At 67.7% G+C, this 23887-nt stretch carries 17 protein-coding genes and 1 riboswitch; of the genes, 11 read left to right on the top strand and 6 right to left on the bottom strand.

The features are described 5' to 3' along the window. Window positions 1–211 precede the first annotated feature (211 nt). The 9 genes from BMW54_RS12440 (at window position 212) to BMW54_RS12485 (ending at window position 11526) form a co-directional block, all read left to right on the top strand. Window positions 212–1534, top strand: coding sequence for an MFS transporter (locus BMW54_RS12440; RefSeq protein ID WP_090056413.1), 1323 nt, complete (start codon window positions 212–214; stop codon window positions 1532–1534). 164 nt (window positions 1535–1698) lie between these two features. Further along, window positions 1699–2148, top strand: a complete 450-nt coding sequence (locus tag BMW54_RS12445; protein ID WP_090056415.1) for an ATP-dependent zinc protease family protein — start codon at window positions 1699–1701, stop codon at window positions 2146–2148. Then, on the top strand, window positions 2145–3080 hold the full coding sequence (gene rimK, locus BMW54_RS12450) for a 30S ribosomal protein S6--L-glutamate ligase (RefSeq protein WP_090056416.1): 936 nt from the start codon (window positions 2145–2147) through the stop codon (window positions 3078–3080). The genes BMW54_RS12445 and rimK overlap by 4 nt, the downstream gene beginning before the upstream one ends. Before the next feature lie 213 nt (window positions 3081–3293). Beyond that, window positions 3294–3980 carry a response regulator transcription factor gene (locus BMW54_RS12455; RefSeq protein WP_072322110.1) on the top strand — a complete coding sequence of 229 codons (687 nt, stop codon included), beginning with the start codon at window positions 3294–3296 and terminating at the stop codon, window positions 3978–3980. Next, the gene (locus tag BMW54_RS12460) at window positions 3964–5247 is read left to right on the top strand and encodes a sensor histidine kinase (RefSeq protein ID WP_090056418.1); all 1284 of its coding nucleotides are present in this window, start codon (window positions 3964–3966) and stop codon (window positions 5245–5247) included. Before BMW54_RS12455 ends, BMW54_RS12460 begins: the two co-directional genes overlap by 17 nt. A gap of 406 nt (window positions 5248–5653) precedes the next feature. Then, entirely contained in the window at window positions 5654–6559 is a 906-nt protein-coding gene (locus BMW54_RS18555) for a hypothetical protein (protein ID WP_139206103.1), read from the top strand. A gap of 273 nt (window positions 6560–6832) precedes the next feature. After that, window positions 6833–9133, top strand: coding sequence for a TonB-dependent receptor (locus BMW54_RS12475; RefSeq protein ID WP_090057083.1), 2301 nt, complete (start codon window positions 6833–6835; stop codon window positions 9131–9133). Beyond that, window positions 9133–10638 carry an esterase-like activity of phytase family protein gene (locus BMW54_RS12480; protein ID WP_090056425.1) on the top strand — a complete coding sequence of 502 codons (1506 nt, stop codon included), beginning with the start codon at window positions 9133–9135 and terminating at the stop codon, window positions 10636–10638. Before BMW54_RS12475 ends, BMW54_RS12480 begins: the two co-directional genes overlap by 1 nt. A gap of 12 nt (window positions 10639–10650) precedes the next feature. After that, on the top strand, window positions 10651–11526 hold the full coding sequence (locus BMW54_RS12485; protein ID WP_139206104.1) for a hypothetical protein: 876 nt from the start codon (window positions 10651–10653) through the stop codon (window positions 11524–11526). Between the two features lie 110 nt (window positions 11527–11636). On the opposite strand, the gene BMW54_RS12490 is transcribed toward BMW54_RS12485, so the two are convergent. The 4 genes from BMW54_RS12490 to ahcY form a co-directional block, all read right to left on the bottom strand. After that, a complete protein-coding gene (locus BMW54_RS12490; protein ID WP_090056430.1) occupies window positions 11637–12554 on the bottom strand; it encodes a branched-chain amino acid transaminase in 918 nt (305 codons plus the stop codon). A gap of 122 nt (window positions 12555–12676) precedes the next feature. Next, complete coding sequence (locus tag BMW54_RS12495) at window positions 12677–13171, bottom strand: DUF4124 domain-containing protein (protein WP_090056433.1); 495 nt, start codon at window positions 13169–13171, stop codon at window positions 12677–12679. Between the two features lie 75 nt (window positions 13172–13246). After that, window positions 13247–14077, bottom strand: coding sequence for a methylenetetrahydrofolate reductase [NAD(P)H] (metF, locus tag BMW54_RS12500; RefSeq protein ID WP_090056435.1), 831 nt, complete (start codon window positions 14075–14077; stop codon window positions 13247–13249). Window positions 14078–14305: 228 nt separating this feature from the next. Beyond that, window positions 14306–15739 carry an adenosylhomocysteinase gene (ahcY, locus tag BMW54_RS12505; RefSeq protein ID WP_090056437.1) on the bottom strand — a complete coding sequence of 478 codons (1434 nt, stop codon included), beginning with the start codon at window positions 15737–15739 and terminating at the stop codon, window positions 14306–14308. A gap of 18 nt (window positions 15740–15757) precedes the next feature. Beyond that, window positions 15758–15839, bottom strand: a riboswitch (S-adenosyl-L-homocysteine riboswitch). Between the two features lie 95 nt (window positions 15840–15934). On the opposite strand from ahcY, the gene ppc reads away from it, so the two are divergent. Further along, window positions 15935–18640: a phosphoenolpyruvate carboxylase gene (gene ppc / locus BMW54_RS12510; RefSeq protein ID WP_090056440.1), complete on the top strand. Its 2706-nt coding sequence runs from the start codon at window positions 15935–15937 to the stop codon at window positions 18638–18640. Between the two features lie 79 nt (window positions 18641–18719). Continuing rightward, window positions 18720–20699 carry a methyl-accepting chemotaxis protein gene (locus tag BMW54_RS12515; protein ID WP_090056443.1) on the top strand — a complete coding sequence of 660 codons (1980 nt, stop codon included), beginning with the start codon at window positions 18720–18722 and terminating at the stop codon, window positions 20697–20699. A gap of 121 nt (window positions 20700–20820) precedes the next feature. Here BMW54_RS12515 and BMW54_RS12520 read toward each other — a convergent pair whose 3' ends face one another. Continuing rightward, complete coding sequence (locus BMW54_RS12520; RefSeq protein WP_090056446.1) at window positions 20821–22692, bottom strand: ATP-binding cassette domain-containing protein; 1872 nt, start codon at window positions 22690–22692, stop codon at window positions 20821–20823. 144 nt (window positions 22693–22836) lie between these two features. Then, complete coding sequence (locus tag BMW54_RS12525; protein WP_090056448.1) at window positions 22837–23877, bottom strand: aldose epimerase family protein; 1041 nt, start codon at window positions 23875–23877, stop codon at window positions 22837–22839. Window positions 23878–23887: the final 10 nt, after the last annotated feature.

Genomic DNA, 23887 nt, shown 5'->3' on the forward strand with positions numbered 1-23887 from the left:
CGGTATGGGACCAGCGACTGGGACATCGACGCTTCTTCCACGGATCATAGACATCGGCGGCGGATAGCGGCAATCGATTGATCCTATGAAGTCCAGAGGCTCGATCTATCGTCCCGGTATTCGCATGCAAGCGTCGCGGTCGCTTGACCCTTCCGGCTCCGTGCCAGCTAAATAGCCGATGGCACCTCCGTCCTCCCCCACGAACGAACGCATGAGCACGACGACCGCAGACACCGATATCGCCAACCGCCGCACGCTCGGCCGGAGCGACGCGAAGACCCTGATCCTTTCCGCCCTCGGTGGTGCCCTCGAGTTCTACGATTTCGTCATCTTCGCGTATTTCGCCAAGACCCTCGGGCATCTGTTCTTCCCGCCGGGTACCTCGGACTGGGTCGCGCAGTTGCAGGCCTTCAGCATCTTCGCGGTGGGTTACCTCGCTCGCCCGCTCGGCGGGCTGGTGATGGCGCACTTCGGCGACCGCGTCGGGCGCAAGCGCATGTTCACGCTCAGCGTGTTCCTCATGGCGGTACCCACGCTGATCATCGGCGTGCTTCCGACCTACGCCACGATCGGCGTCCTCGCGCCGATCCTGCTCACGCTGATGCGCGTGGTGCAGGGCATCGCGATCGGCGGCGAAGTGCCGGGCGCGTGGGTGTTCGTCGCCGAGCACGTGCCGCCGCGCCGCGTCGGACTCGCCTGCGCGAGCCTCAGCTCGGGCCTCACCGTCGGCATCCTGATCGGCTCGCTGGTGGCGGCCGGCATGAACGCGCGCATGTCGCCCGAGGCGATGCTCGACCATGGCTGGCGCATCGCGTTCCTCCTGGGCGGGATCTTCGGGTTCCTCGCGGTGTACCTGCGCCGCTGGCTGAGCGAGACGCCGGTGTTCGCGCAGATGCGCGAACGCAAGGAACTGTCGACCGAGCTCCCGGCGTGGGTCGTCGTGCGCGATCACCTGCCCGGTGTCGCGCTGTCGATGGTCGTCACATGGGTGCTCACGGCGGCGATCGTCGTGGTCATCCTGATGACGCCGACGCTGATGCAGACGGCGTTCCGCATCGACGGGTCGCGCGCGTTCACCGCCGGCAGCCTCGCCGCGCTCACGCTCTGCATCGGTTGCGTGCTCGGCGGACTGCTGGTGGACTGGCAGGGCAAGGCGCGCGCCATGCTCGTCGCGTCCATCGGCCTGGCGGCGGCGACCTATGCCCTCTACGCCGACCTGAGCACGGGCGGCGTCCATCTCTACGTGCTGTATCCCATCGCGGGTCTGTTCGCCGGTGTCGCGGGCATCGTTCCGGCCGTGATGATCGCCGCGTTCCCGCCCGCGATCCGCTTCTCGGGCATCTCGCTGTCGTACAACGTCGCCTATGCGATCTGCGGCGCGGCCACGCCGGTACTCGTGGGTTATCTCGCGAAGTCGGCGGGTGGACTGGGTCCCGCGCACTACGTCGGCCTGGTCGCGTTGGTCGGCGTGGGCAGCGCGCTCTACATGATGGCCAGGGCGCGCCGCGCGGGCCGATCCTCCGCGACGCGTTGACGGATATTTCATCGGCGTGACGACGCCGGGGCGGCATCGGCCATCGCGGCAGTTGCACGCGCCCGGTACCTTCGGCATCCTTTTCCCATCGTGGCGAGCCGCCGCGAACTACGGGTCGTTCCCCGCGTCCCATCGTCGTCCCCCCACACCGTCGCTCCAGACCCATGACTGATGTCATCACCCTCGGCTGGCGCGAACGGCTCGCACTTCCGTCGCTCGGCGTCTCCGTCCTCAAGGCGAAGCTCGACACCGGCGCGCGCTCGTCGGCGCTGCATGTCGAATGGCTGGAAGTGGACGAACGCGAGTCGGGCACGTGGCTGCGTTTCCAGGTGCGCACGACCCGCCGCGGTGGCCTTTCGGCGCCTTGCGAGGCGAGGGCGACCGGCCGCAGGACGGTGACGGACTCCGGTGGGCACAAGTCGGTGCGCTGGTTCATCGAGGCCGAGGTCGAACTCGCCGGCCGCCGTTTCCTCGCGGAAGTGAACCTGACCGACCGGCGGCACATGCTGTTTCCCCTCCTGCTTGGCCGGACGGCGCTCGACGGGCGCTTCCTGGTCGACCCTTCGCTTTCCTACTCGCAGACGCCGCGCCGGGCCGTCCGGGACCCTTCATGAAGATCGCCATCCTGTCGCGCAACGCGCGGCTCTATTCCACCCAGCGCCTCGTCGAGGCCGCGCGCCGGCGCAAGCACACCGTCCGGGTGATCGACCCGCTGCGTTGCTACATGAGCATCGCGCCGGCGTCGTTCGCCATCCACTTCAAGGGCAAGCCGCTGGGCCCCGTCGATTGCGTGATTCCGCGCATCGGCGCGTCGAGCACGTTCTACGGCACGGCCGTGCTGCGCCAGCTGGAACTGATGGGCGTCTTCACGCCGAATCCGTCCGACGCCGTGCTGCGCGCGCGGGACAAGCTGCGCTGCCTGCAGATCCTGGCGGTGCAGGGGATCGACATGCCCGTGACCGCGTTCGGTGACAACCCCGACGACACGTCGGACCTGCTCGCGATGCTCGGCGAGCCGCCGCACGTCATCAAGCTCAACGAGGGCACGCAGGGCACCGGCGTCGTGCTCGCCGAGAAGCGCTCGGCGTCCAAGAGCGTCATCGAGGCCTTCCGTGGCCTTTACGCGAACTTCCTCGTCCAGGAGTTCATCAAGGAAGCCAACGGCCAGGACCTGCGCTGCTTCGTCGTCGGCGACCAGGTGGTCGCGTCGATGCAGCGCTCCTCGGCTCCGGGCGAGTTCCGCGCCAACATCCATCGCGGCGGCACCGCGGCCGCGGTCGAGCTCACCGACGAGGAGCGCAGCGTCGCCATCCGGGCCGCCTCGGCGCTCGGGCTGGAGGTCGCCGGCGTGGACCTGCTCAGGTCGTCGCGCGGGCCCTTGCTGCTGGAAGTGAACGCCTCCCCGGGCCTCGAAGGCATCGAGGGCAGCACCGGCGTGGACGTGGCCGGCGCCATCGTCGCCCATTGCGAGGCGCGCCTGGCCGACCGGCCGGTCGTGCCGAAGCCCCGCCGTGCCCGGGCCGTGAAGGGGTTAACGGCGATTTAAAGGGCGGTCCCCTATAAAGGTGCCACTGTGATTCCGCGACGCGGGGTGACGGTATCGGGGCAGTAGTTCTTTCGGCCCGGGCGGGGTTCCTCGCCCGGGCCTCTCTTTTAGGCGCCGCCCCGCCCGGTGCTGTCCGCTTCACGCATTCCCCGTTAAGCTTGCAGTCGCAATACTCATAAGACTCAAAGCGACCGCACAATCGGAGTGCCCCGCATGCGCGTTCTGGTCATCGAAGACAATACCGACATCGCGACCAACATCGGGGATTACCTCGAGGATCGCGGCCACGTCGTCGATTTCGCCGGCGATGGCGTCACCGGGCTGCACCTGGCCGTCGTCCATGACTTCGACGTGATCGTCCTGGACCTCACCCTGCCGGGCATGGACGGCCTGGACGTCGCGAAGAAGCTCCGCCACGAGGCCCACAAGCAGACCCCCGTGCTGATGCTCACGGCCCGCGACTCCCTGGAGCACAAGCTCACGGGTTTCGAGTCCGGCGCCGACGATTACATGACCAAGCCGTTCGCCCTGCAGGAACTGGCCGCGCGCCTGGAAGTGCTGGCGCGTCGCGGCAAGGGCCCGCAGAGCCGTGTTCTGAAGGTCGGCGGACTCACCTATAACCTCGACACCCTCACCGTCACCCGCGAAGGCAAGTCGATCCAGCTGAACCCCATCGGCCTGAAGCTCCTGCAGGCGTTGATGGAGGCCAGCCCGTCGGTCGTCACGCGCCAGGACCTCGAGCAACGGGTCTGGGGCGAGGAGCTTCCGGATTCCGACTCGCTGCGCGTCCATATCCACGGCCTGCGCGCGGCCATCGACAAACCCTTCGAGAAACCGCTGATCCACACGCGTCACGGTATCGGATATCGCATGGTCGATCCGGATGCGGTCCAGACGTAAGCTCCGTTTCCGCCTGATCGTCACGTTCACGCTGTTCGGCTTCGGGCTGAGCGCGCTCTTCGCGTACGCGGCGCTCAACATCCGCGAGCGCGTCGAGGAACAGCTGATCAACTCCGCGCTGCAGGACGAGGTCGATTCGCTCAACGCGAAGGTGCGCGCGAACCCGAACGAGCGACCGCCGTTCGAGATCGTCAAGGGCGCGACGTTCAGCGATCGCACGATCTACAAGGCGCCGCTCAACTGGCAGTCGCTGGAGACGGGCGTGCACGACCTGCACGAGACCGGTAGCGACGGCAAGAGCCATCACTACAAGGTGGCCGTGCGGCGCGAGGGCGGCATCATCAGCTTCCTGCAGTTCGACGTGTCGCGCGACGAACTCGGCAAGCGGCAGCTGCTCACCAGCGTCATCGCGGCGGTGTTCCTCTTCGGCCTGCTCTCGCTGGTGATCGGTGTCTGGCTGTCGTCGCGCGTGCTGCGTCCCGTCACCGATCTGGCGAAGCGCCTGCGCGATTTCCGCCGCGTCGGCAAGGCCGAGGCGCTCGCGCCGCATTTCGCCGACGACGAGGTCGGCGAGCTGGCGGTGGCGCTCGACGAGTACGCGATGCGCCTGACCTCGGTCGTTGAACGCGACCGCGAATTCAATTCCGACGTGAGCCACGAGCTGCGCACGCCGCTCGCCGTCATCGCGAGCACGACCGAGCTCCTACAGGGTTCGCCCGACCTCACGGACAAGCTGCGCGAGCGCCTGAAGCGCATCGAACGCGCGTCGCGGCAGGCGACCGAGCTGATCGAGGCGCTGCTGCTGCTTTCGCGCGCCGAGCGCCGCGGCCCGACGCGCGGTGAGACCACGGATGTGGCGAAGGTGGCCGCGGACGTGATCGAGAGCCAGCGGCCGCAGATGGGCGGCAAGCCGATCGAGATCGAACTCATCGCCGATGGCTCGGTCACGGTCAACGCGCCCGCGTCGGTGCTCTCCGTGGCGCTGACCAACCTGATCGGCAACGCGATCAAGTACACGATGGAAGGCATGGTGACCGTGCGCGTCATGGACGGCCGCATCGACGTCATCGACACCGGACCGGGCATCAAGCCGGAGGACGCCGAGAAGCTGTTCCAGCGCGGCATCCGCGGCGAAAGCGCCACGGGCGGCGGTGCCGGCCTCGGCCTCGCGATCGTGCGCCGCCTGTGCGAGCTGTACGGCTGGGACGTCTCCCTGCGCCCGCGCCCCGAGATGGCCGGCGCCATCTCGACGATCGATTTCCGCTAATCTGCAATTAATTGTCTGTATTGATTGACTTTTCTTCATCGCCTGCATCCTTCCGTCGGGCGCTGGCAGTGGGTGAGGGCTTGTCCGACAGCATGGGGCCTGGGCTGGTAGTACCATTTCGCCCTGAGCGCTCTCTGCGCTCAAGTCATCTGTGTATTTGTTCCTGCATCAAGGAGTGCCGTCATGGGTGCGATCAAGAAGGACACCAAACGCAGCGGTTACTTCGCGGCCACAAAGAACTCGTATGCGAGATTCGACGGGTCTGGCATGTCCGTAGATGTGGAGAGCTTTCTGCGCACGGAAGACGGCCGACGCCGGTTCAGAGAATTAACGAAGTCGGCATTTGGCTCGAAGGCCAAGCCTCCTGTGTCTAAGGCAAAGAAGTAGTGCGGCGAGGCAAGGACGCGTGCCATTCAACCAGCTGATCCTTCCGCTCCTCGGCGGATACATATTTGTAAATCATACCTATCTGACGTGTTACTGGGCTTCGCGCCATCCGAAAGAACACATGGTGTTCTTGTCCGCTGTAGCGGGTGCGGTACTGCTTGTCATAGCAAGGACGATCGCCTTCTTGCTCGCCCTCACCGAATTTGGCCAGGCATGCTGGGCTAAACTCCATAGCGTCGTGCCCTTTCCTGGTATCGGTACTGCGGTACTGGCGTTCATCCTTGGCTTCGTCCTTCGGCATTGGTTTAACAAGGCGTGGACGAAGTCGCGAGCACCACTCTGGCTGTACGCGGCTGGCCAATTCAACAAGCTCGAAGAGGTTCTCTTTAGGAGCGCCTATCCGGTCAAGCCGAGCCACGCGGTAAGGCGCCATCCTTGGCGACATCTCGCGCTAGGCCTTATTGGATGGCATAGAATTCAGGGGCTACTGTCACGGCTTCCGTTCGTACGAGTGCCATCTGCTTACTTGGTCGAAAGTGAGCATGTCTCGCCTCAGCCCGTGATGATCTGCATGAAGAATCGTAAGGTCTACGTGGGTTTTATTGAGTTCGCGCTTCCTATGCGCGCTGAAGTCAAGACGTTTATTACGCTGCTTCCAGCTTGGAGTGGCTATCGGGACAAGGACACTTTGGCGGTGATCCCGACTACCGACTACGAAGAAACCTATGACTACATTGTCAACGCGGCGGCGGGCGGAGACGCGCTCGATCTCGGCAAGTTCCTGAAGGCACTATGTATCGACGACGTTGAGACAGTGAATCTATACGACGATGACGCATTCGTTGCGTTCAGTCCGCCGGATGATAGCGAACCCGGTGATGCGCAGAATAATGCCCACGAGACTCCTGACTGGAGCGTCATGTAGGTCCGTGAATGGGACGGATTAATTGATCCCTGAAGAGAGCACCGGGCGCTCGGCGTCGCCCTCCGCCCCGCCGCCCGAGGTGGTCGCGATCGATTTTGGCTAGCGACAGCGAACCGTCATCCCGGCTGTCATCAGGATTTCATTTGGACGTCCGACCATGCACCGCTTCACGGCGCGTGTCGGGCAGGCTCAGGGGAGCGACGCCGCAGCGCGCCAGCGTGAGAAGGGACGTCGCTCTTGTTCAAGCCCACCATCCTGGCCGCCGCTCTCGGCATGGCCTTCGCTTCCGGCGCGTTCGCGACGGACACCGATACCACCGCCGACGCCTCGATGGCCAAGCGGGACAAGGCGCAGGAGCTCGACGCGGTCTCCGTGATCGGCACCGGCGAAACCCGCCAGGTGCAGCGTCTACGTCCCGCGGAGCAGAAGGTGCTTCCGCCCGGCACGAGCCTGCAGAAGGTGCTCAACACGCTGCCGGGCGTGAACGCGCAGTCGGTCGATGCCCTGGGCACGAACGAGCAATCGCTGACCCTGAGCCTGCGCGGCTTCAGCGGCACGCGTCTCGGCTACACGCTCGACGGCATGCCGCTCGGCGACAGCGCATACAACAACTACAACGGCCTCTCGATCAGCCGCGCGCTCATCTCCGAAAATTTCGGCGGCGCGGAGCTCTCGGAAGGCATCGGCAACCTCGGCACGCCGTCCACCAGCAACCTCGGCGGCACCATCGCGTACACGTCGAACGATCCGTCGAAGACGATGGGCGGCCGTGTCGCGCAGACGTTCGGCAGCGACCATAATCGCCGTACGTACGCGCGCTTCGACAGCGGTGAATACGACGGCTTCTCGCTGTACCTGTCCGGCGCGCGCACCGAGTCGGATCTGTTCAATCACCAGAGCGCCTACAACCAGTCCACCACGAAGCAGTTCAACGGCAAGGCCGTCTGGGACTTCGACTGGGCCCGCCTGACCGGCTTCGCGGACACCTCGCGAACCACGCAGGCGGACTATTTCTACCTGTCGAAGAGCGAGCTCGCGCGCGGCCTCGGCTGGGACTGGGGCGGCTACGCGCCGAACTGGCAGCGGGCGGTGGGCAAGGCGTACTGCAACAGCGGCACGTTCAATGCGCGCCTGTGCGATCGCAGCGGTCCGGACACCGACGCGGACGGCGCGTTCACCGCGGGCCAGATCCTCCGCGACGACGATCTCTACTACCTCGCCGGCGATTTCTTCCCCAGCGACGCGGTCACCATCCACGCCCAGGTCTACCACCACGAGGACGCGGGCGAGGGCCACAACTGGAACAGCGGCACGTATTCGTACCCGGGCACGGCCCGACAGCTGCCCATCATCTTCCGCAACACGCTGTACACGATCAACCGCTCGGGTGCGATCCTGTCGGCCGCATGGGACGTCGCCAACCAGCACATCGAAGGCGGCGTCTGGTACGAGCACAACGTCTCCAGCGCGTCGCGCTACAGCAGCTACGTGACCGGTCCGCGCGACCTCAGCGGCCGTATCGACGAGACGCCGAACATCGGCGTGTTCGACCAGCGCACCGTGTGGAACACGCGCCAGGCGTTCCTGCAGGACACGATCCGCTTCCTCGACGACGCGCTCACCGTCGACGTCGGCGTGAAGAGCCCCCACGTCACGTCGCAGGCGACGGCGCTGCCCGGCGTCGCGCTGACCCCGATCAGTCCCACGTCGAACAACCAGTTCGCCAGCGGCAAGCTCAGCGCGAGCAAGGCGCTTCTCCCGCAGTTCGGCGCGCGCTACAAGCTCGCCGAAGGCCAGGAAGTGTTCGCGAGCTTCGCCAAGAACATCGCCATGTTCCAGGGTGGCTTCAAGCTCGGTCCGCAGGCCGTGAGCCAGGCCATCTGGAATGCGCAGGGCGACCTGAAGCCCGAGAAGTCGCGCAGCCTCGAAGCGGGATATCGCATCGAGAGCGGCCCGGTGGCGGCGTCGCTCGCGGCGTACAAGGTGCGTTTCGACAACCGCCTCCTCCAGTACAACCCGTGCGACTCCCGCCAGCCGGTCGGTCCGCGTTGCGGGAACCGCTTCTACAACGTCGGCGGCGTGGACAGCCACGGCGTGGAACTGACGTTCGTCTGGACGCCGACGGATCACCTGCGCTGGTACAACTCCGCCTCGCTCAACCGCTCGACCTATGCGAGCGACTACACGCAGGCCGGTGTCGTCCAGCCTACGAAGGGCAAGATCCAGACGGACACGCCGAAGAAGCTCTTCGCGACGCAGATCGACTGGACCCAGGGCGCGTGGTTCGCGTCGCTTCGGGGCAAGTACACCGGCGAGCGTTTCTACACGTACACCAACGACCGGGGTTTCGGCGGCTTTACCGTGTGGGATCTCTCGGGTGGCTACGACTTCGGCGCGACCTCGTTCGCGAAGAGCGTCCGCCTTTCGCTCAACGTCACCAACCTCGGCGACAAGCGCTACGCGAGCAATCTCGACTCCAGCGTGTTCGCGCCCACCGACCCGACCGGCACGATCTACGTGTTCCATGCGTCGGCACCGCGCCAGTACTTCGCCACGCTGGACGTGCGCTTCTGATGCGGCGCGTCCTCGCCGGGCTCGCCGCCATCGTCGTGATCGGCAGCGCCTCGGCGCAGGCCATCGAGGTTCGCTGGCCGGATATCGCCTCGACGCCGCTACCGCGGTCCGTCGAGGCGGGCGGCACGGTCTACGTGGATCGCGGTCTCGTCGCCTCGGGCTCGCTCGCGGCCGGCACGGTGGATCTCCTCGGCGACACGCTAGGCTCGTTCTCGTCGCTGAGCATCGAGCCGGGCACGTGGAAGCGTGAGGGCGACACCTATACCGGCGTGCTCTGGACGCTTCCCGATCGCGGCCGCAACGATCCCGAGCACGACGTCTTCTTCGATTACCGCGGACGCATGCATCGTTTCCGCGTACGCCTGTCGCTCGCGAGCGACGGCAAGGGTCGTTTCGACCTCGTGCCGGAGGGCGGCACGGTGTTGCGCGATTTCAACGGGAATCCGTTCACCGGTGCCGAGCCGCGAGGCGGTACCCTCCGCGAACGTGGCATCGTTCTTCCCGCGCCGGCCAGCGGCATAGGCGCGGGCAAGGTATCGCTCGACGCGGAATCGCTGCAGTTCACGCGCGATGGCGGCTTCTATGTCGGCGACGAGTATGCCGCCAACGTGTACCGCTTCGGTGCCGACGGTCGGCTCGACGGCGTGATCGTTCCGCCGCGTGCCGTGCAACCGCTCGATGCGAACGGCAAGCCCGACTTCACGTCGCTGCGGCCGCCCGCCACGGGTCGTCGCAACAACCAGGGCGTCGAAGGCATGGCGATGTCGCCCGACGGCACGCGTCTGTTCGTCGTGCTGCAGAGCGCGCTCGTGCAGGACAGCGCTCCGGGCGATGCCTCGGGGCGCGCGCTGACTCGCGTGCTCGTCTACGACACGAGCCGGAACGCCGTGCCCTCGCGCCCGATCGCGCACTACGTCGTCCGACTCCCGGTGTACGACGACAAGGGCGCCGGCGGCACGCCGAACCGGACCGCCGCGCAGAGCGAGATCCGGGTGCTCGACGACCATCGCTTCCTGATGCTGGCTCGCGACGGGGCGGGATGGGGTGCCGAAGGCGATCGTCCGATCGTGTTCAAGAGCGTGCTGCTCGTGGATACCTCGGGCGCGACGAACCTCGCCGGCACCGCATACGAGACGGCGACCACGTCGGTGCGCGTCGCCGGTGGCGACCTGCGTCCGAATATCCGTCCCGCCAGCTCCACGCCGCTGGTCGATCTGCTCGATCCCGCGGACCTGGCGCGGTTCGGCCTCGCGATCGACGCCGCGTCGCCGGGCAAGGCGCTTCTGTCCGAGAAGTGGGAAGCGATGGACCTGGTGTCCGCGCTCGATCCCGCACATCCGGACGAGTGGTTCCTCATCGTCGGCAACGACAACGATTTCGTCGCGAAGCACTGCGTCATGGATGGCCAGCGCTGCGACTCGGCCATCGACAACGACAACCGCATCCTCGTGTACCGGCTCACCTTGCCGGGCATGCGTTCCACCGCCGCCTCCCACCACCACTGAAGGGTCATGCGCATGATGAAACGTACGGTTCTCTCCCTGCTGTCCGCCACCCTGCTCCTCGGCGCGGCCACCAGTCACGCGAACACCCCGGCCTATGTCGACAGCAAGGAGTACAAGGTGCTCCTCGACGCGTCGCGTTTCGCGTCCAATCCGTCGACCGCCGCGGCGCAGCTGCTCAAAGACGTGTCGACGCGCCTGACGGCGCTGAAGTTCGACAAGACGATCTCGGGCAATTTCAGCGCGGGCGATCGCGACACGCTGGCTTACTACGACACCGCGCACAGCTGCTCGCTCTACGGCCGCGGCTACACGGTGCGCACCCGTGCGGGCGATCATTCGGACATCCAGTTCAAGTTCCGTCATCCCGACGAGGAACTCTCGTACTGGACCGACGTGTCGGGTGCCGGCAAGAACAAGTCCACCAAGCTCGAAACCGACGTGACGCCGGGCAGCCTCGTGCTCGCGCACTCGACGAAGCAGGATGCGACCACGACGCCGACGACGGTGTCGGCGCTGATCAAGCAGTTCCCCGGCGCGTCGGCCCTATCGGACATCTCGACCGCCACGCTCTCGCCGGTGGCCGGCGTGACCGTCACGCAGCAGGAGTACGACGGTCCCGAGGCGGATATCGGTCAGTCGGTCGCCGAGTTCACCCTGACGCTGTGGTACATCAACAACGCGTCGACACCGTCGGTGGCGGAGCTGTCGTTCCGCGTCGACGCCGACGCCGACGACTACTTCACGACGCCGGTGCTCACGCGCTCGCAGACGCTGAACACCGCGATCGGCTCGATCGGCAACGGCTGGAACATCGCCAACGACGGCGGCAAGACGAGCTGGCTGTACGCCTATCGCTCGTCGTCGTACCCGAACGGGTTCTGCAACTAAGGTCGTTGGAGCGGACCTGGCCGCGACGGCTTTTCGCGAAGAGCGACAGTTCCTGCCCCTCTTTCGCCAACGGCGTCGCGGCCAGGGCCGCTCCCACGTGCTGCCTGCGGTTACAGCGGTTCGAGCCAGCCCCAGCGGTCGGCCGTCTTGCCGTTGAACAGGCCGAAGAACAGTTCCTGCAGGCGGCGGGTGATCGGACCGGCCTGGCCGCTGCCGATCTTCTTGCCGTCCACCGAGCGGATCGGCGTGACCTCGGCGGCCGTGCCGCACATCAGGATCTCGTCGGCGAGGTAGAGGTATTCGCGCGGCAGGTCGCGTTCGATCACGTCGATGCCTTCCTCGCGGGCGAGCGTCATCAGCGTGTGGCGCGTGATGCCCGTGAGGATCGAGGCGCTGGCCGGCGTCGTGTGCAGCGCGCCGTCGAAGACGAGGAACAGGTTCTCGCCCGCGCCTTCGCTAAGGAGGCCCGTGTTCGCGAGCGCGATGCCTTCGCCGAAGCCGAGGCGACGCGCTTCGCGCGCGATCAGCTGGCCGGAGAGGTAATTGCCGCCGGCCTTCGCGCCCGCCGGGATCGTGTTCGGAGCGAAGCGCTGCCAGCTCGACACGCAGGCGTCGATGCCGTTCTGCAGGGCCTCGGGTCCGAGGTACGGGCCCATGGGCCAGGTGGCGACGGCGACGTCGGTGGGGCAGTCGGCCGAGAGGCCGAACCCGCCGAGACCGCGGAACGCGACCGGGCGCAGGTAGGCGGCCTTGAGCTTGTTCCTGCGGATCACCTCGCGGCAGGCTTCCGCCAGCTCGTCCATCGAGTAGGGGATCTCGATGTCGTAGATCTTCGCGGAGAGGTACAGGCGCTTGAGGTGGTCCGTCAGGCGGAAGATGGCCGCGCCGTCGGGCGTTTCATAGCTGCGGATGCCTTCGAACACCGACGAGCCGTAATGCAGCGCGTGCGCCATCACGTGGACGGTGGCATCGCGCCAGGGCTTGATCTGCCCGTTCTGCCAGATCCATTCGGGGTAGTTCTGCGACATGGGTACGCTCCGTAGGGGACCGCCCATGATACCGGGTACGTTGGGGCGCCACATGGCGCGATGCAGTATGTGGGAAGCCCGCTGGCGGGCATCCCACAGTGTTTCCGGCAGGTAGACCTGGCTCAGCCCGGAGGGCGCAGCCAGAGGCAGCCGGCATCGCGGACCACCGCGAAATGCGCGCGGCGGGTGGGGCCTTGCGCGCCGGGAGGGGCCGTCACGGCGTCGATGCCGGAGCCCTCGCCGCCTTCCAGCGCCACGAGCGATTGCCGCACCAGGGACTCCATGGCGCGCAGGTTCTCGACGGTGCCCGCGCTCCCGTAGCCGTTCCAGAGCACGAGGCCGCCGATACGGTTGGCGCTGCGGGCGGCAAACGCCTGGGCCATGCCCTCGCGCAGCTCACCGATGTCCTTGGCGCAGAGGAGGCCCGCGGTCGGCACGCCCGGCGTGCTCGCGGCGGACGAGGGGGTGGGCAGGAGGGACGCCGCGCCCACCGCGCTGCACGGCTGGTCGCTGAACACCGGCCGCCCGTCCTGGCCGACGCATCGATGGATCGCCGTTTGCGCGGCGGCGGGCAGGGCGAGGCAGAGCAGGAGCAGCAGGGCGATGGCGCGGATCACGGGGGCGGCGCGGTGGCGAACGGTGCGCCATCATCCCGTTCCGCGCATGCGCGGAGGGTGACGGCGCGCACGTTCTCAACGCGCGGCGAGGCGCTCCAGCACCGACGTCGTCGCCCGCGCACGGTTGATCGTATAGAAGTGCAGGCCGGGCGCTCCGCCGTCGAGCAGCCGCTGGCAGAGTTCGGCCACGACATCGGCCCCCAGTTCGCGCACCGCGCCCGCGTCGTCGCCGTGGGCCTGCATGCGCTTGACGATCCAGCGCGGGATCTCGGCGCCGCACTGATCGGAGAAGCGGCGCAGCTGGCTGAAGTTCGCGATGGGCATGATGCCCGGCACGATGGGGATGTTCACGCCGAGCTTCGTGACGTCGTCGACGAAGCGGAAATAGGCGTCCGCGTTGAAGAAATACTGCGTGATCGCGCCATCGGCGCCGGCATCCACCTTGGCCTTGAAGTGGCGCAGGTCGGCGAGGGCGTTCTCGGCCTGCGGGTGCATTTCCGGATAGGCCGCGACCTCGATGTGGAAATGATCGCCGCTGTGCTCGCGGATGAAGGCGACGAGCTCCGCCGCGTAACGGAAGTCGCCCGGCGTGGCCATGCCGGACGGCAGATCGCCGCGCAGCGCGACGATGCGTCGGCAGCCGGATGCTTTGTACGCGTCGAGCAGGGCGCCGATCTCCGCGCGGGTGCCGCCCATGCACGAGAGATGCGGCGCGACGGAAAGCGCGTGCTCCGAGCGCAGCCGGCGCACCGTTTCGTCCGTGTAGCTGAGCGTCGAGCCACCGGCGCCGAACGTCACCGAGACATAGTCGGGAGCATGGCCCTTGAGGCGCCCCACGGCGCTATCGAGCTGCTGGCGCTGCTCGTCGGTCTTGGGCGGGAAGAACTCGAAGCTGATGGCGGGCATGGCGCGACCTCGGAGGGATGGCCAAAGTATATATCTTTCCATCCAGATGGAAAGATGGCTAGCCGTCTCCGTAGGAGCGCGCCCTGCGCGCGACAGCGTTTCGCGAAGCGCATCAGGCCGTGTGGCTCCTCGCCTCAAAACATGTCGCGCGCAGGGCGCGCTCCTACGGACGGCGAAAAAAAAGGGCGCCCCGAGGGCGCCCTTGTCGATCCGGGGAAATCCCCTCGATCAGTAGCGGTAGTGGTCGGCCTTGTACGGGCCTTCCACCGGCACGCCGATGTAGTCGGCCTGGTCCTGCGTCAGCACCGTCAGCTTCACGCCGATCTGCTCGAGGTGCAGGCGGGCGACTTCCTCGTCGAGCTTCTTCGGGAGGCGGTAGACCGTCTTCTCGTAGGCGTCCTTGTTCTTCCACAGGTCGATCTGCGCCAGCGTCTGGTTCGAGAAGCTGTTCGACATGACGAAGCTCGGGTGGCCGTGGGCGCAGCCGAGGTTCACCAGGCGGCCTTCCGCCAGCATGTAGATGCTGTTGCCCGTGGCGCCGAAGGTGTAGCGGTCGACCTGCGGCTTGATCGTCTCGCGGCTGACGTCCTTCGCGTTGTTCAGGCGGTCGATCTGGATCTCGTTGTCGAAGTGGCCGATGTTGCAGACCAGGGCGTTGTTCTTCATCTTCGCCATGTGTTCCAGCGTGATGATGTCCTTGTTGCCCGTGGTGGTGACATAGATGTCGCCGATACCGAGGGTGTCTTCGACGGTGGTGACCTGGAAGCCTTCCATCGCGGCCTGCAGGGCGTTGATCGGATCGATCTCGGTCACGATCACGCGGGCGCCGAAGCCCTTGAGCGAATGCGCGCAGCCCTTGCCCACGTCGCCGTAGCCGCAGACGACGGCGGTCTTGCCGGCGATCATGAGGTCGGTCGCGCGCTTGATGCCGTCGGCGAGCGACTCACGGCAACCGTAGAGGTTGTCGAACTTGCTCTTGGTGACCGAGTCGTTGACGTTGATCGCGGGCACGAGCAGCTTGCCGGCCTCGGCGAGCTGGTACAGGCGATGCACGCCGGTGGTGGTCTCTTCCGACACGCCCTTCCATTCGGCGGCGATCTTCTTGAACCAGCCCGGACGCGCGGCGGCGGTCTTCTTGACGAGGTCCTTGATGACCTGCTCTTCGTGATTGCCGCTCGCGGTGTTGACCCAGTCGCTGCCGTCTTCGAGTTCGACACCCTTGTGGATGAAGAGGGTGGCGTCGCCACCGTCGTCGACGATCAGCTGCGGGCCGAGCTCGCCCGGATGGGTGAGCATGTCGAGCGTGCACTCCCAGTACTCTTCGAGCGTCTCGCCCTTCCACGCGAAGACCGGCAGTTCGCCCGCGGCGAGCGCGGCGGCGACGTCGTCCTGCGTCGAGAAGATGTTGCAGGAAGCCCAGCGCACCGAGGCGCCCAGCTCGCGCAGCGTCTCGGCGAGCACGGCGGTTTCCTTGGTGACGTGCAGCGAGCCCGAGAGGCGGACGCCCTTGAGCGGCTTCTCGCCGGCGTAGCGGGCGCGGATCTGCATCAGGCCCGGCATTTCCTCTTCCGCCATGCGGATGCGGCGGCGGCCGAGGTCGGCCAGCGACATGTCGCGGACCTTGTAATCCTGGAAGGCGGTGTCTTTGGTGACGGCGTTCATCTGGCGTAGCTCCGGAGATTCACGGGGGCGCCGTTTGGTGGGACGCCGCGCCGAGCCTGGCCTATGGGTCGAACCCACGGTCGCAGCGCCCCTCGGCGGGCAAAACGGTCCGGCGATTGTATCGCGGAATCCGGATGCAGGGATGAACACATCTTTTTCGGTACTCTCGGGGTTTCGATACCACGTGAGACACCGATGGAAGCCGCACGCGATCCCGAGTTCCTGCCCCACGACGGTCCCCTGCGCGAGGACGTACGCCGCCTCGGCGCCCTGGTCGGCCAGATGCTCGCGGAGCAGGGCGGCCAGGCGTTTTTCGAGCGGGTGGAGCACGTCCGGACCGCCGCCATCCACCGCCGGCGCAGCGGCGCCGCCGTGGATGCCCTGGCGGACTCGCTGACCGGGCTGGACGCCGCCGACGCCGAATCGCTGGCCCGCGCCTTCGCCACGTATTTCCAGGCGGTGAACACGGCCGAGCGCGTGCACCGCATCCGCCGCCGTCGCGACTACCAGCGCGAGGGCGGGGCACCCCAGCCCGAATCGCTCGCCGCCGTGCTCGCCCTGCTGAAGAAGGACGGCGTCACGAAGGAGGAGCTATCGCGGCTGCTCGACCGCCTGGACGTCGAACCCGTGTTCACCGCCCATCCGACCGAGGCGGTGCGCCGCTCGCTGCTGGAGAAGGAACAGGAGATCGTGCGCGCGCTCGTCGACGAGTTCGATCCGACGCGCACGCCGCAGGAGCTCCGCGACGACGACGCCCGCATCCTCATGGCGCTGTCCGCCGGCTGGCAGACCGCCGAGGCGTCGCCGGTGCGGCCGAGCGTGCAGGACGAGTTCGACCACGTCGGTTTCTACATCTCCCGTCCGATCTACCGCGTGCTGCCCGCCCTCTACGAATCGATGCAGCAGGCGATCGCCGATACCTATGGCGAGGACGTCGTCGTTCCGCGACTCCTTCGCTTCGCCACCTGGGTGGGCGGCGACATGGACGGCAATCCGAACGTCAACGCGGAAACGATCGCGGCCACGCTCGCCGCGCAGCGCACGCTGGTGCTGGAGCGCTACGTCGAGGACATCGTCGCGCTCGGTCGCCTGCTCAGCCAGACGCAGGATCGCGTGACGCTCGACGACCGGCTGCAGCGCCGCATCGAGGACTACCGCGAGCGCCTCCCCGAAGCAGCCGCGCGCATCCGGCCGCGCCATGGCGACATGCCGTACCGCGCGTTCCTCACGTTCGTCGCCGCGCGCCTCGCGGCCACGCTCGACGAAGGCGAGGAGGGCTACGCCACCGCCGCCGAATTCATCGACGACATCGCGCTGATCGAAAGGAGCCTGGTCAACCACAGCGGCCGGCACGCGGGTGCCTACGCCGTCGGTCGCCTGCTCTGGCGCACCCGCACGTTCGGTTTCCACCTCGCGCGCCTCGACGTGCGCCAGGATGCCCGCGTGCACGACGAGGCGCTCGCCGCGCTGCTCGATGACGCCGACTGGCAGAACCGCGACACCGCGGCGCGCGTGAAGACGCTGCGGCCCTTCGCGGCCGGCGAGCGCAGCTTCGTGGCGGGCGAGGGACACGAGGCGGCGGGGATGCTCCGCGACGTGTTCGCCACGCTGGCCGACTCGCGCAAGCGCTACGGGCACGAGGCGACCGGCCTCTACATCATCAGCATGGCGGAGACCGCCGCCGACGTGCTCGCGGTGCTCGCCCTCGCGCGCCGCGGCGGCCTGCTCGAAGACGGCCGCGTGCCGCTCGACGTGGCGCCCCTGTTCGAGACGATCGACGACCTCCGCGGCGGCGCGCAGACCCTGCAGGCGTTGCTCGACGATCCTGTCTACCGCGCGCACCTGAAGGCGCGGGGCGATCGCCAGTGGGTGATGCTTGGCTACTCCGACAGCGGCAAGGACGGCGGTACCGTCGCCTCGAAGTGGAGCCTGCAGCGCGCGCAGGTGGAACTGCTCGAGGTCGCGGCGAAGGCGGGCATCCGCGTCGCGTTCTTCCACGGGCGCGGCGGGTCGGCGAGCCGCGGCGGCTCGCGCATCACGCCCGCGCTGATGGCCTCGCCGCGCGGCTCCGTCGCCGGCACGCTCCGCGTGACGGAGCAGGGAGAGGTGATCCATCGCAAGTACGGCATCCGCGCGCTAGCGGTGCGCAATCTCGAGCAGACGCTCGGCGCCGTGATGCGCGCCTCGCTGCGTCCGCGCGACGCGGAAGCGCGCGAGGCGGGCTGGAAGGACACGATGGCGCGCCTGTCGGACGAGAGCCGCAAGGCCTACCGCGCCTTCGTGGATACCGAGGGCTTCGTCGACTACTTCCGCGGCGCCACGCCGATCGACGTGATCGAGCGGATGACCCTCGGCTCCCGTCCCGCGCGCCGGCGCAGCATGAAGGGCGTCGAGGACCTCCGTGCCATCCCCTGGGTGTTCTCGTGGACGCAGTGCCGCGCGGTACTCACCGGCTGGTACGGGCTGGGCTCGGCCCTGGACGCGGTCGCGAAGGACTGCGGCGAGGACACTCTGGTGAAGATGGCGCGGGACTGGCCGTTCTTCTCCACGATGCTCGACGACGTCGAGATGGTGCTGGCGAAGGCCGATATCGACATCGCCGAGGCGTTTTCGGTGTTGGCCGGGCCGCTCCACGAGCGCTTCTTCCCGATGGTCCGCGCGGAATTCGAGCGCACCGTGCGCTGGGTGCTGAAGCTGAAGGGGGCCGACGAACTGCTGGCCGGCGACCCCCGGCTGGCGACCTCCATCCGCCTGCGCAACCCGTACGTGGACCCGATGAGCCTGCTCCAGGTCGACCTGCTCCGGCGCTGGCGCGCCACGGGCGGCAAGGACGAGGCCCTGCTCAAGGCGCTGGTCGCGTGTGTGAACGGCGTCTCACAGGGGCTTCAGAATACGGGCTGAGGCCTAAAGACCGGCCCGGACCTGCCGTAACAGCCGGTTCGGGGCACCGTCGCGTGCCCGTCTGGTCTGAAGGCTTTCCATGAACGAGAACGGTGATCGCGCCCTCCGGCGCGGCATGAGCGTCGGCGCGCGGCTGAACCTGCTGGTGGTGGGCATCGTCGCCGTGGGCATCGCGCTGCTGACGGTGGTGACCACGACGATGGCGTCGCGGGAACTGGAGGCGCGGGCGCGCGAAGACCTCGCGCGCGGCAACCGGGCCATCATCGCCCTGGTGAACACGTTCGGCGGCGCGCTGCTGGCCGAGTCCGACCGTTTCCTCGACGTCTACAAGAGCTACTACCCCGGCCGCTTCACGGTGGACGACACGCACCGCGTGACCATGGCCGGCCATACGGTGCCGCAGCTGTTGCATGACGGGAAACCGCTGAACAACGACTTCACCCTGACGGACGAATTCTCCGCGCGTGCGCATGTGGTCGCGACGCTCTTCGTCCGCGACGGCAACGACTTCATCCGCGTGACGACGTCGCTGAAGAAGGAGGACGGCTCACGCGCGGTCGGCACGTCGATCGACCATGCGCATCCCGCCTTCCCGCTGCTGCTCACCGGTGCGTCGTACGGCGGCCCGGCGGTGCTGTTCGATCGTCCGTTCGTCACCCGCTACGAGCCCATCAAGGACCAGGCGGGTCACGTGCTCGGCGCGTTCTTCATCGGCGTGGAGATCGGCAAGGAGATGAAGGCGCTGCAGGACGAGATCGCGGGGATCCGCATCGGCCGCAACGGTTACTACGCCGTCGTCGACGCCGCGGCGGGCAAGCGCTACGGCACGTTCGTGGTGGATCCGTCGCTCAAGGGCGCCCCCGCGGTGCCGGGCGCCGCGCTGAAGGTGCTCGATGCCGAGGGTCAGCCGGTCTTCGGCCGGATGCTGTCGGGGAGTACCGGCGAGCTGCGCTACAGCCTCGACGCGGACGGCACGCGCGTCGAATGCCTGGCCGTCTACGCGACCGATCCGGCGTGGCACTGGCTGGTGGCCGGCATCGCCGACATGGACGAGCTGTACGCGCCGGTGCGTCGCATGCGCGGTATCGCCGCCGCGACCAGCATCGCGCTCGTCGCCGTGCTGGCGGTGCTCGTCTTCGTCGCCATTCGCCGTCGGGTCACGCAGCCGCTCGCGCAGGCCGTCGAAGCGGCGCGCCGGCTCGCGGAAGGCGACCTCACGGCACGGCTCGACTCCACGCGGCGCGACGAGATCGGCCAGCTCATGCGTTCCATCGACGGCATCGGCGACGGGCTTGGCGACATCGCGCGCTCCGTGCGCAAGGCGGCGGCCAGCATGGCGGGCAGCACGTCCGAAATCGCGGCGGGCAACGCCGATCTGTCGACCCGCACCGAAGCGCAGGCCCACGAACTGCAGCTCACCGCGGCCAGCCTGGATCAGCTGACGCGCACGGTGCGCGACAACGCCGGCCATTCGGCGCGAGCCAGCGCGCTGGCGACCGACGCGAGCGTGGCGGTCCAGCAGGAGGCCGGTGCCATGCAGGAGGCGGTCGACGCGATGAACGGCATCCAGGCGTCGTCGCAGCGGATCGCCGACGTCGTCGACATCATCAACGGCATCGCCTTCCAGACGAACATCCTCGCGCTGAACGCGGCCGTGGAGGCCGCGCGCGCCGGCGAGCAGGGCAAGGGCTTCGCGGTCGTCGCGGAAGAGGTGCGCAACCTCGCGCAGCGCAGTTCGTCGGCGTCGAAGGAGATCGCCTCGCTCATCGGCGAATCGGTCGGCCGCGTCGACGCGGGCCACGGCCTCGTGACGGAGGCCGGACGGAACATGGCGATCGTGATCGGCCGCATCCGCGATGTCGCGGAGCTGATGGGCAACATCAGCCGCGCGTCGGGCGAGCAGTCCGAACAGATCGGCCGGATCAACCACGCGGTGTCGCGCATGGACGATTCCACGCAGCAGAATTCCGCGCTCGTGGAAGAAGCGGCCGCGGCGGCGAAGAGCCTGGAAGACCAGGCGGCCGAGCTCTCGCGGGTGGTCGAGGTGTTCCGCCTTTAGCGCGAAACCCGTAGGAGCGCGCCCTGCGCGCGACAGTTTTTCGCGAAGAGGATCAGGCCCTGCGGCTCCTGGCCTCGAAACATGTCGCGCGCAGGGCGCGCTCCTACGAAAGCCTGCCGCCTCAGCCCTCGAGCTCTTCCCAGCGCGCGAACGCCGCATCGAGTTCGGCCTGCAGCTTCGCCAGCTCGTCGTTGCCGCGCGTGATGGCCGCGGCGTCCTGCTGGAAGTATTTCGGATCGTTCATCGCCTCGGTCCGGCGGGCGATTTCCGATTCCAGCGCTTCCAGCTTCGCGGGCAGCAGCTCCAGCTCGCGCTGTTCCTTGAACGAAAGCTTCTTCTTCGCCGCGGCCACGGCCGGCGCGGGAGCCGGAGCGGGCGCCGGCGCGGCGGCCTTCGCCGCCTGGCGGGCCGCCGCCACGACGGGCTTCTGTCGCAGCCAGTCGCTGTAGCCGCCGATGTACTCGCCGACCTCGCCGTCGCCCTCCAGCACCAGCGTGCTCGTCACGACGTTGTCGATGAAGTCGCGGTCGTGCGAGACGAGCAGCAGCGTGCCGGTGTACTCGTTGAGCAGTTCTTCCAGCAGCTCCAGCGTCTCGACATCGAGGTCGTTGGTCGGTTCGTCCATCACCAGCAGGTTGGACGGCTGCGCGAACAGCTTCGCGAGCAGGAGACGGTTGCGCTCGCCACCGGAGAGGCGCGTGATCGGCGCGCGGGCGCGCTCGGGCGAGAACAGGAAATCCTGCAGGTAGCCGATGATGTGCTTGCGCTGTCCGTTGAGCTCGATGTATTCGCGGCCTTCGGCCACGTTGTCCAGCGCGTTCATGCGGTCGTCGAGCATGGAACGGTGCTGATCGAAATACGCGATCTGCAGGCCCGTGCCCAACGTGACCTCGCCGTCCTGCGGCACCAGCTCGCCGAGCAGGATCTTCAGCAGCGTCGACTTGCCGGCGCCGTTCGGACCCATGATGCCGACGCGGTCGCCGCGCATGATGGTGGTCGAGAAATCGCGCAGCAGCGTGCGGCCGCCATAGGCCTGGGTCACGTGCTTCGCGTCGATCACCTTGCGGCCCGACGCCTGCGCGGTGGCCAGCGTGATCTTCGCGTTGCCCGCCTGCTCGCGGCGCTCCATGCGCTCGCGACGCAGCGCCTTCAGCGCGCGGACGCGACCCTCGTTGCGGGTGCGGCGTGCCTTGATGCCCTGGCGGATCCAGACCTCTTCCTGCGCCAGCTTGCGGTCGAAGTGCGCGTTGGCCTGGGCTTCGGCGTGCAGGCGTTCCTCGCGCCGGCGCAGGTAGTTGTCGTAGTCGCCGGGCCAGCTGGTGACCTGGCCACGATCGATCTCGACGATGCGCGTTGCGAGCGAGCGCAGGAAGCTGCGGTCATGGGTGATGAAGACGATGCTGCCGCCGAAGCTCTTGAGGAAGCCCTCGAGCCAGGCGATGGCCTCGATGTCGAGGTGGTTCGTCGGCTCGTCGAGCAGGAGCAGGTTCGGATCGCGCACCAGCGCCTGGCCGAGCAGCACGCGACGCTTCATGCCGCCCGACAGCTCGGAGAAGTCGCTGTGCGCGGGCAGCTCCAGCCGCTCGATGACCTGCTCGATGCGCGAGTCCAGATCCCAGGCGTTCTGCGCCTCGATCTTCGCCTGGACATCGCCGAGGGCGTCCATGTCACCCTGCTCGATCAGGTGGTGGTAGCGCGCGAGCAGATGGCCGAGCTCGCCCAGGCCGTCCGCCACCACGTCGAAGACGCTGCCCGTGGTGTCCTGCGGCACTTCCTGCGTGAGCCGCGCGATGCGCGTGCCGCCCTGCAGGCGGATCTCGCCGTCGTCGGGATGCAGCTCGCCCGCGATCAGCTTCAGCAGCGTGGACTTGCCGGCGCCGTTGCGGCCGACGATACAGACGCGCTCACCGGTATCGAGGGAAAGATCGACCTGTTCGAGCAGGAGCGGGCCGCCGACGCTGAAGTCGACGTTGAGCAATTGGATTAATGACATGCGGGCATTGTAATGCCCGCCGCCGCCCGTAGGAGCGCGCCCTGCGCGCGACATGTTTTGAGGCCGTGACCCCGAGCTGGCGCGCCAGCTCGCAGCTTCCGCGAACACATGTCGCGCGCAGGGCGCGCTCCTACGAGGGGGCGATCAGGGCGTATCGACCCTGTACCGCGTGTGCTGGCGCCAGACCACGCCCGGCCGCAGGATCGCGCCGTCCGCGTCCGGCCCGTTCACCTGGTCCGGGAACGCCTGGGCTTCGAGCGCGAATCCGGCGAACGGCCCGTACGTGTCGCCATGGCGGCCCGTCTGGCCGGTCAGCTTCTGCCCGCTGTAGAACTGCAGGCCCGGGCGGTCGGTGTCGATGGTCAGGCGGCGTCCGCTGGAGGGCTCGGTGACGACCGCCACGGTGCGCAGCGTGCCCGCCGGACCCCGCGGGACGTAGCAATGGTCGAAGCCGCCCACGAGGCGCAGCTGCGGGTCGGGCCAGTGCAGCCGCGAGCCGATCGGCGCGGGCTCACGGAAATCGAACGCCGTGCCGGCCACGTGTTGCCTGCCGACGGGAATGGCGCCGGCGTCGATTGCGAGGAACTCGTCGGCGTCGATGCGGATCACGTGATCGCGGATGTCCGGGCGCCGGTCGTTGAGGTTGAAGTACGGGTGCGCGGTGAGGCTAAGGGGCGTCGGCGCGTCGCTGGTCGCCTCGTAGCGCAGGTCCAGCGTCCCGTCGTCCTCGAGCCGGACGCGCAGATCCACGCGCACCTCGCCCGGAAAACCGCCGTCGCCCTCGGGCGACACCAGCCGCAGGACCAGATCGTCGCCATCGGTATCGGCGTCCCAGCGATGGCGATGGAACCCGTCGTGGCCACCGTGCAGGTGATTGCCGCCGTCGTTGCGGTCGACCTTGTAGTCGATGCCGTCCAGGCGGAATCGGCCGCCGCGGATGCGGTTGGCCCAGCGCCCGACCACGGCGCCCATGTACGCGTTGGAATCGAGGTAATGCTGCGCGGTGGGGTGCCCGAGCACCACCTCGCCCAGGCGGCCATGGCGATCGGGCGATTGCCACGAGAGCAGCGTGGCGCCGAGGTCGCTTATCTCGACCTGGCCGCCGCGCGCGTTGCGCAGGGTCCAGCGGTGCAGGGGTGTGCCGTCGGGAAGCTGGCCCCAGGCGGTGGCGGTGGAAACGGGCATGGAACGATCC

This window comes from Luteibacter sp. 329MFSha (assembly GCF_900111665.1).
Lineage (GTDB): Bacteria > Pseudomonadota > Gammaproteobacteria > Xanthomonadales > Rhodanobacteraceae > Luteibacter.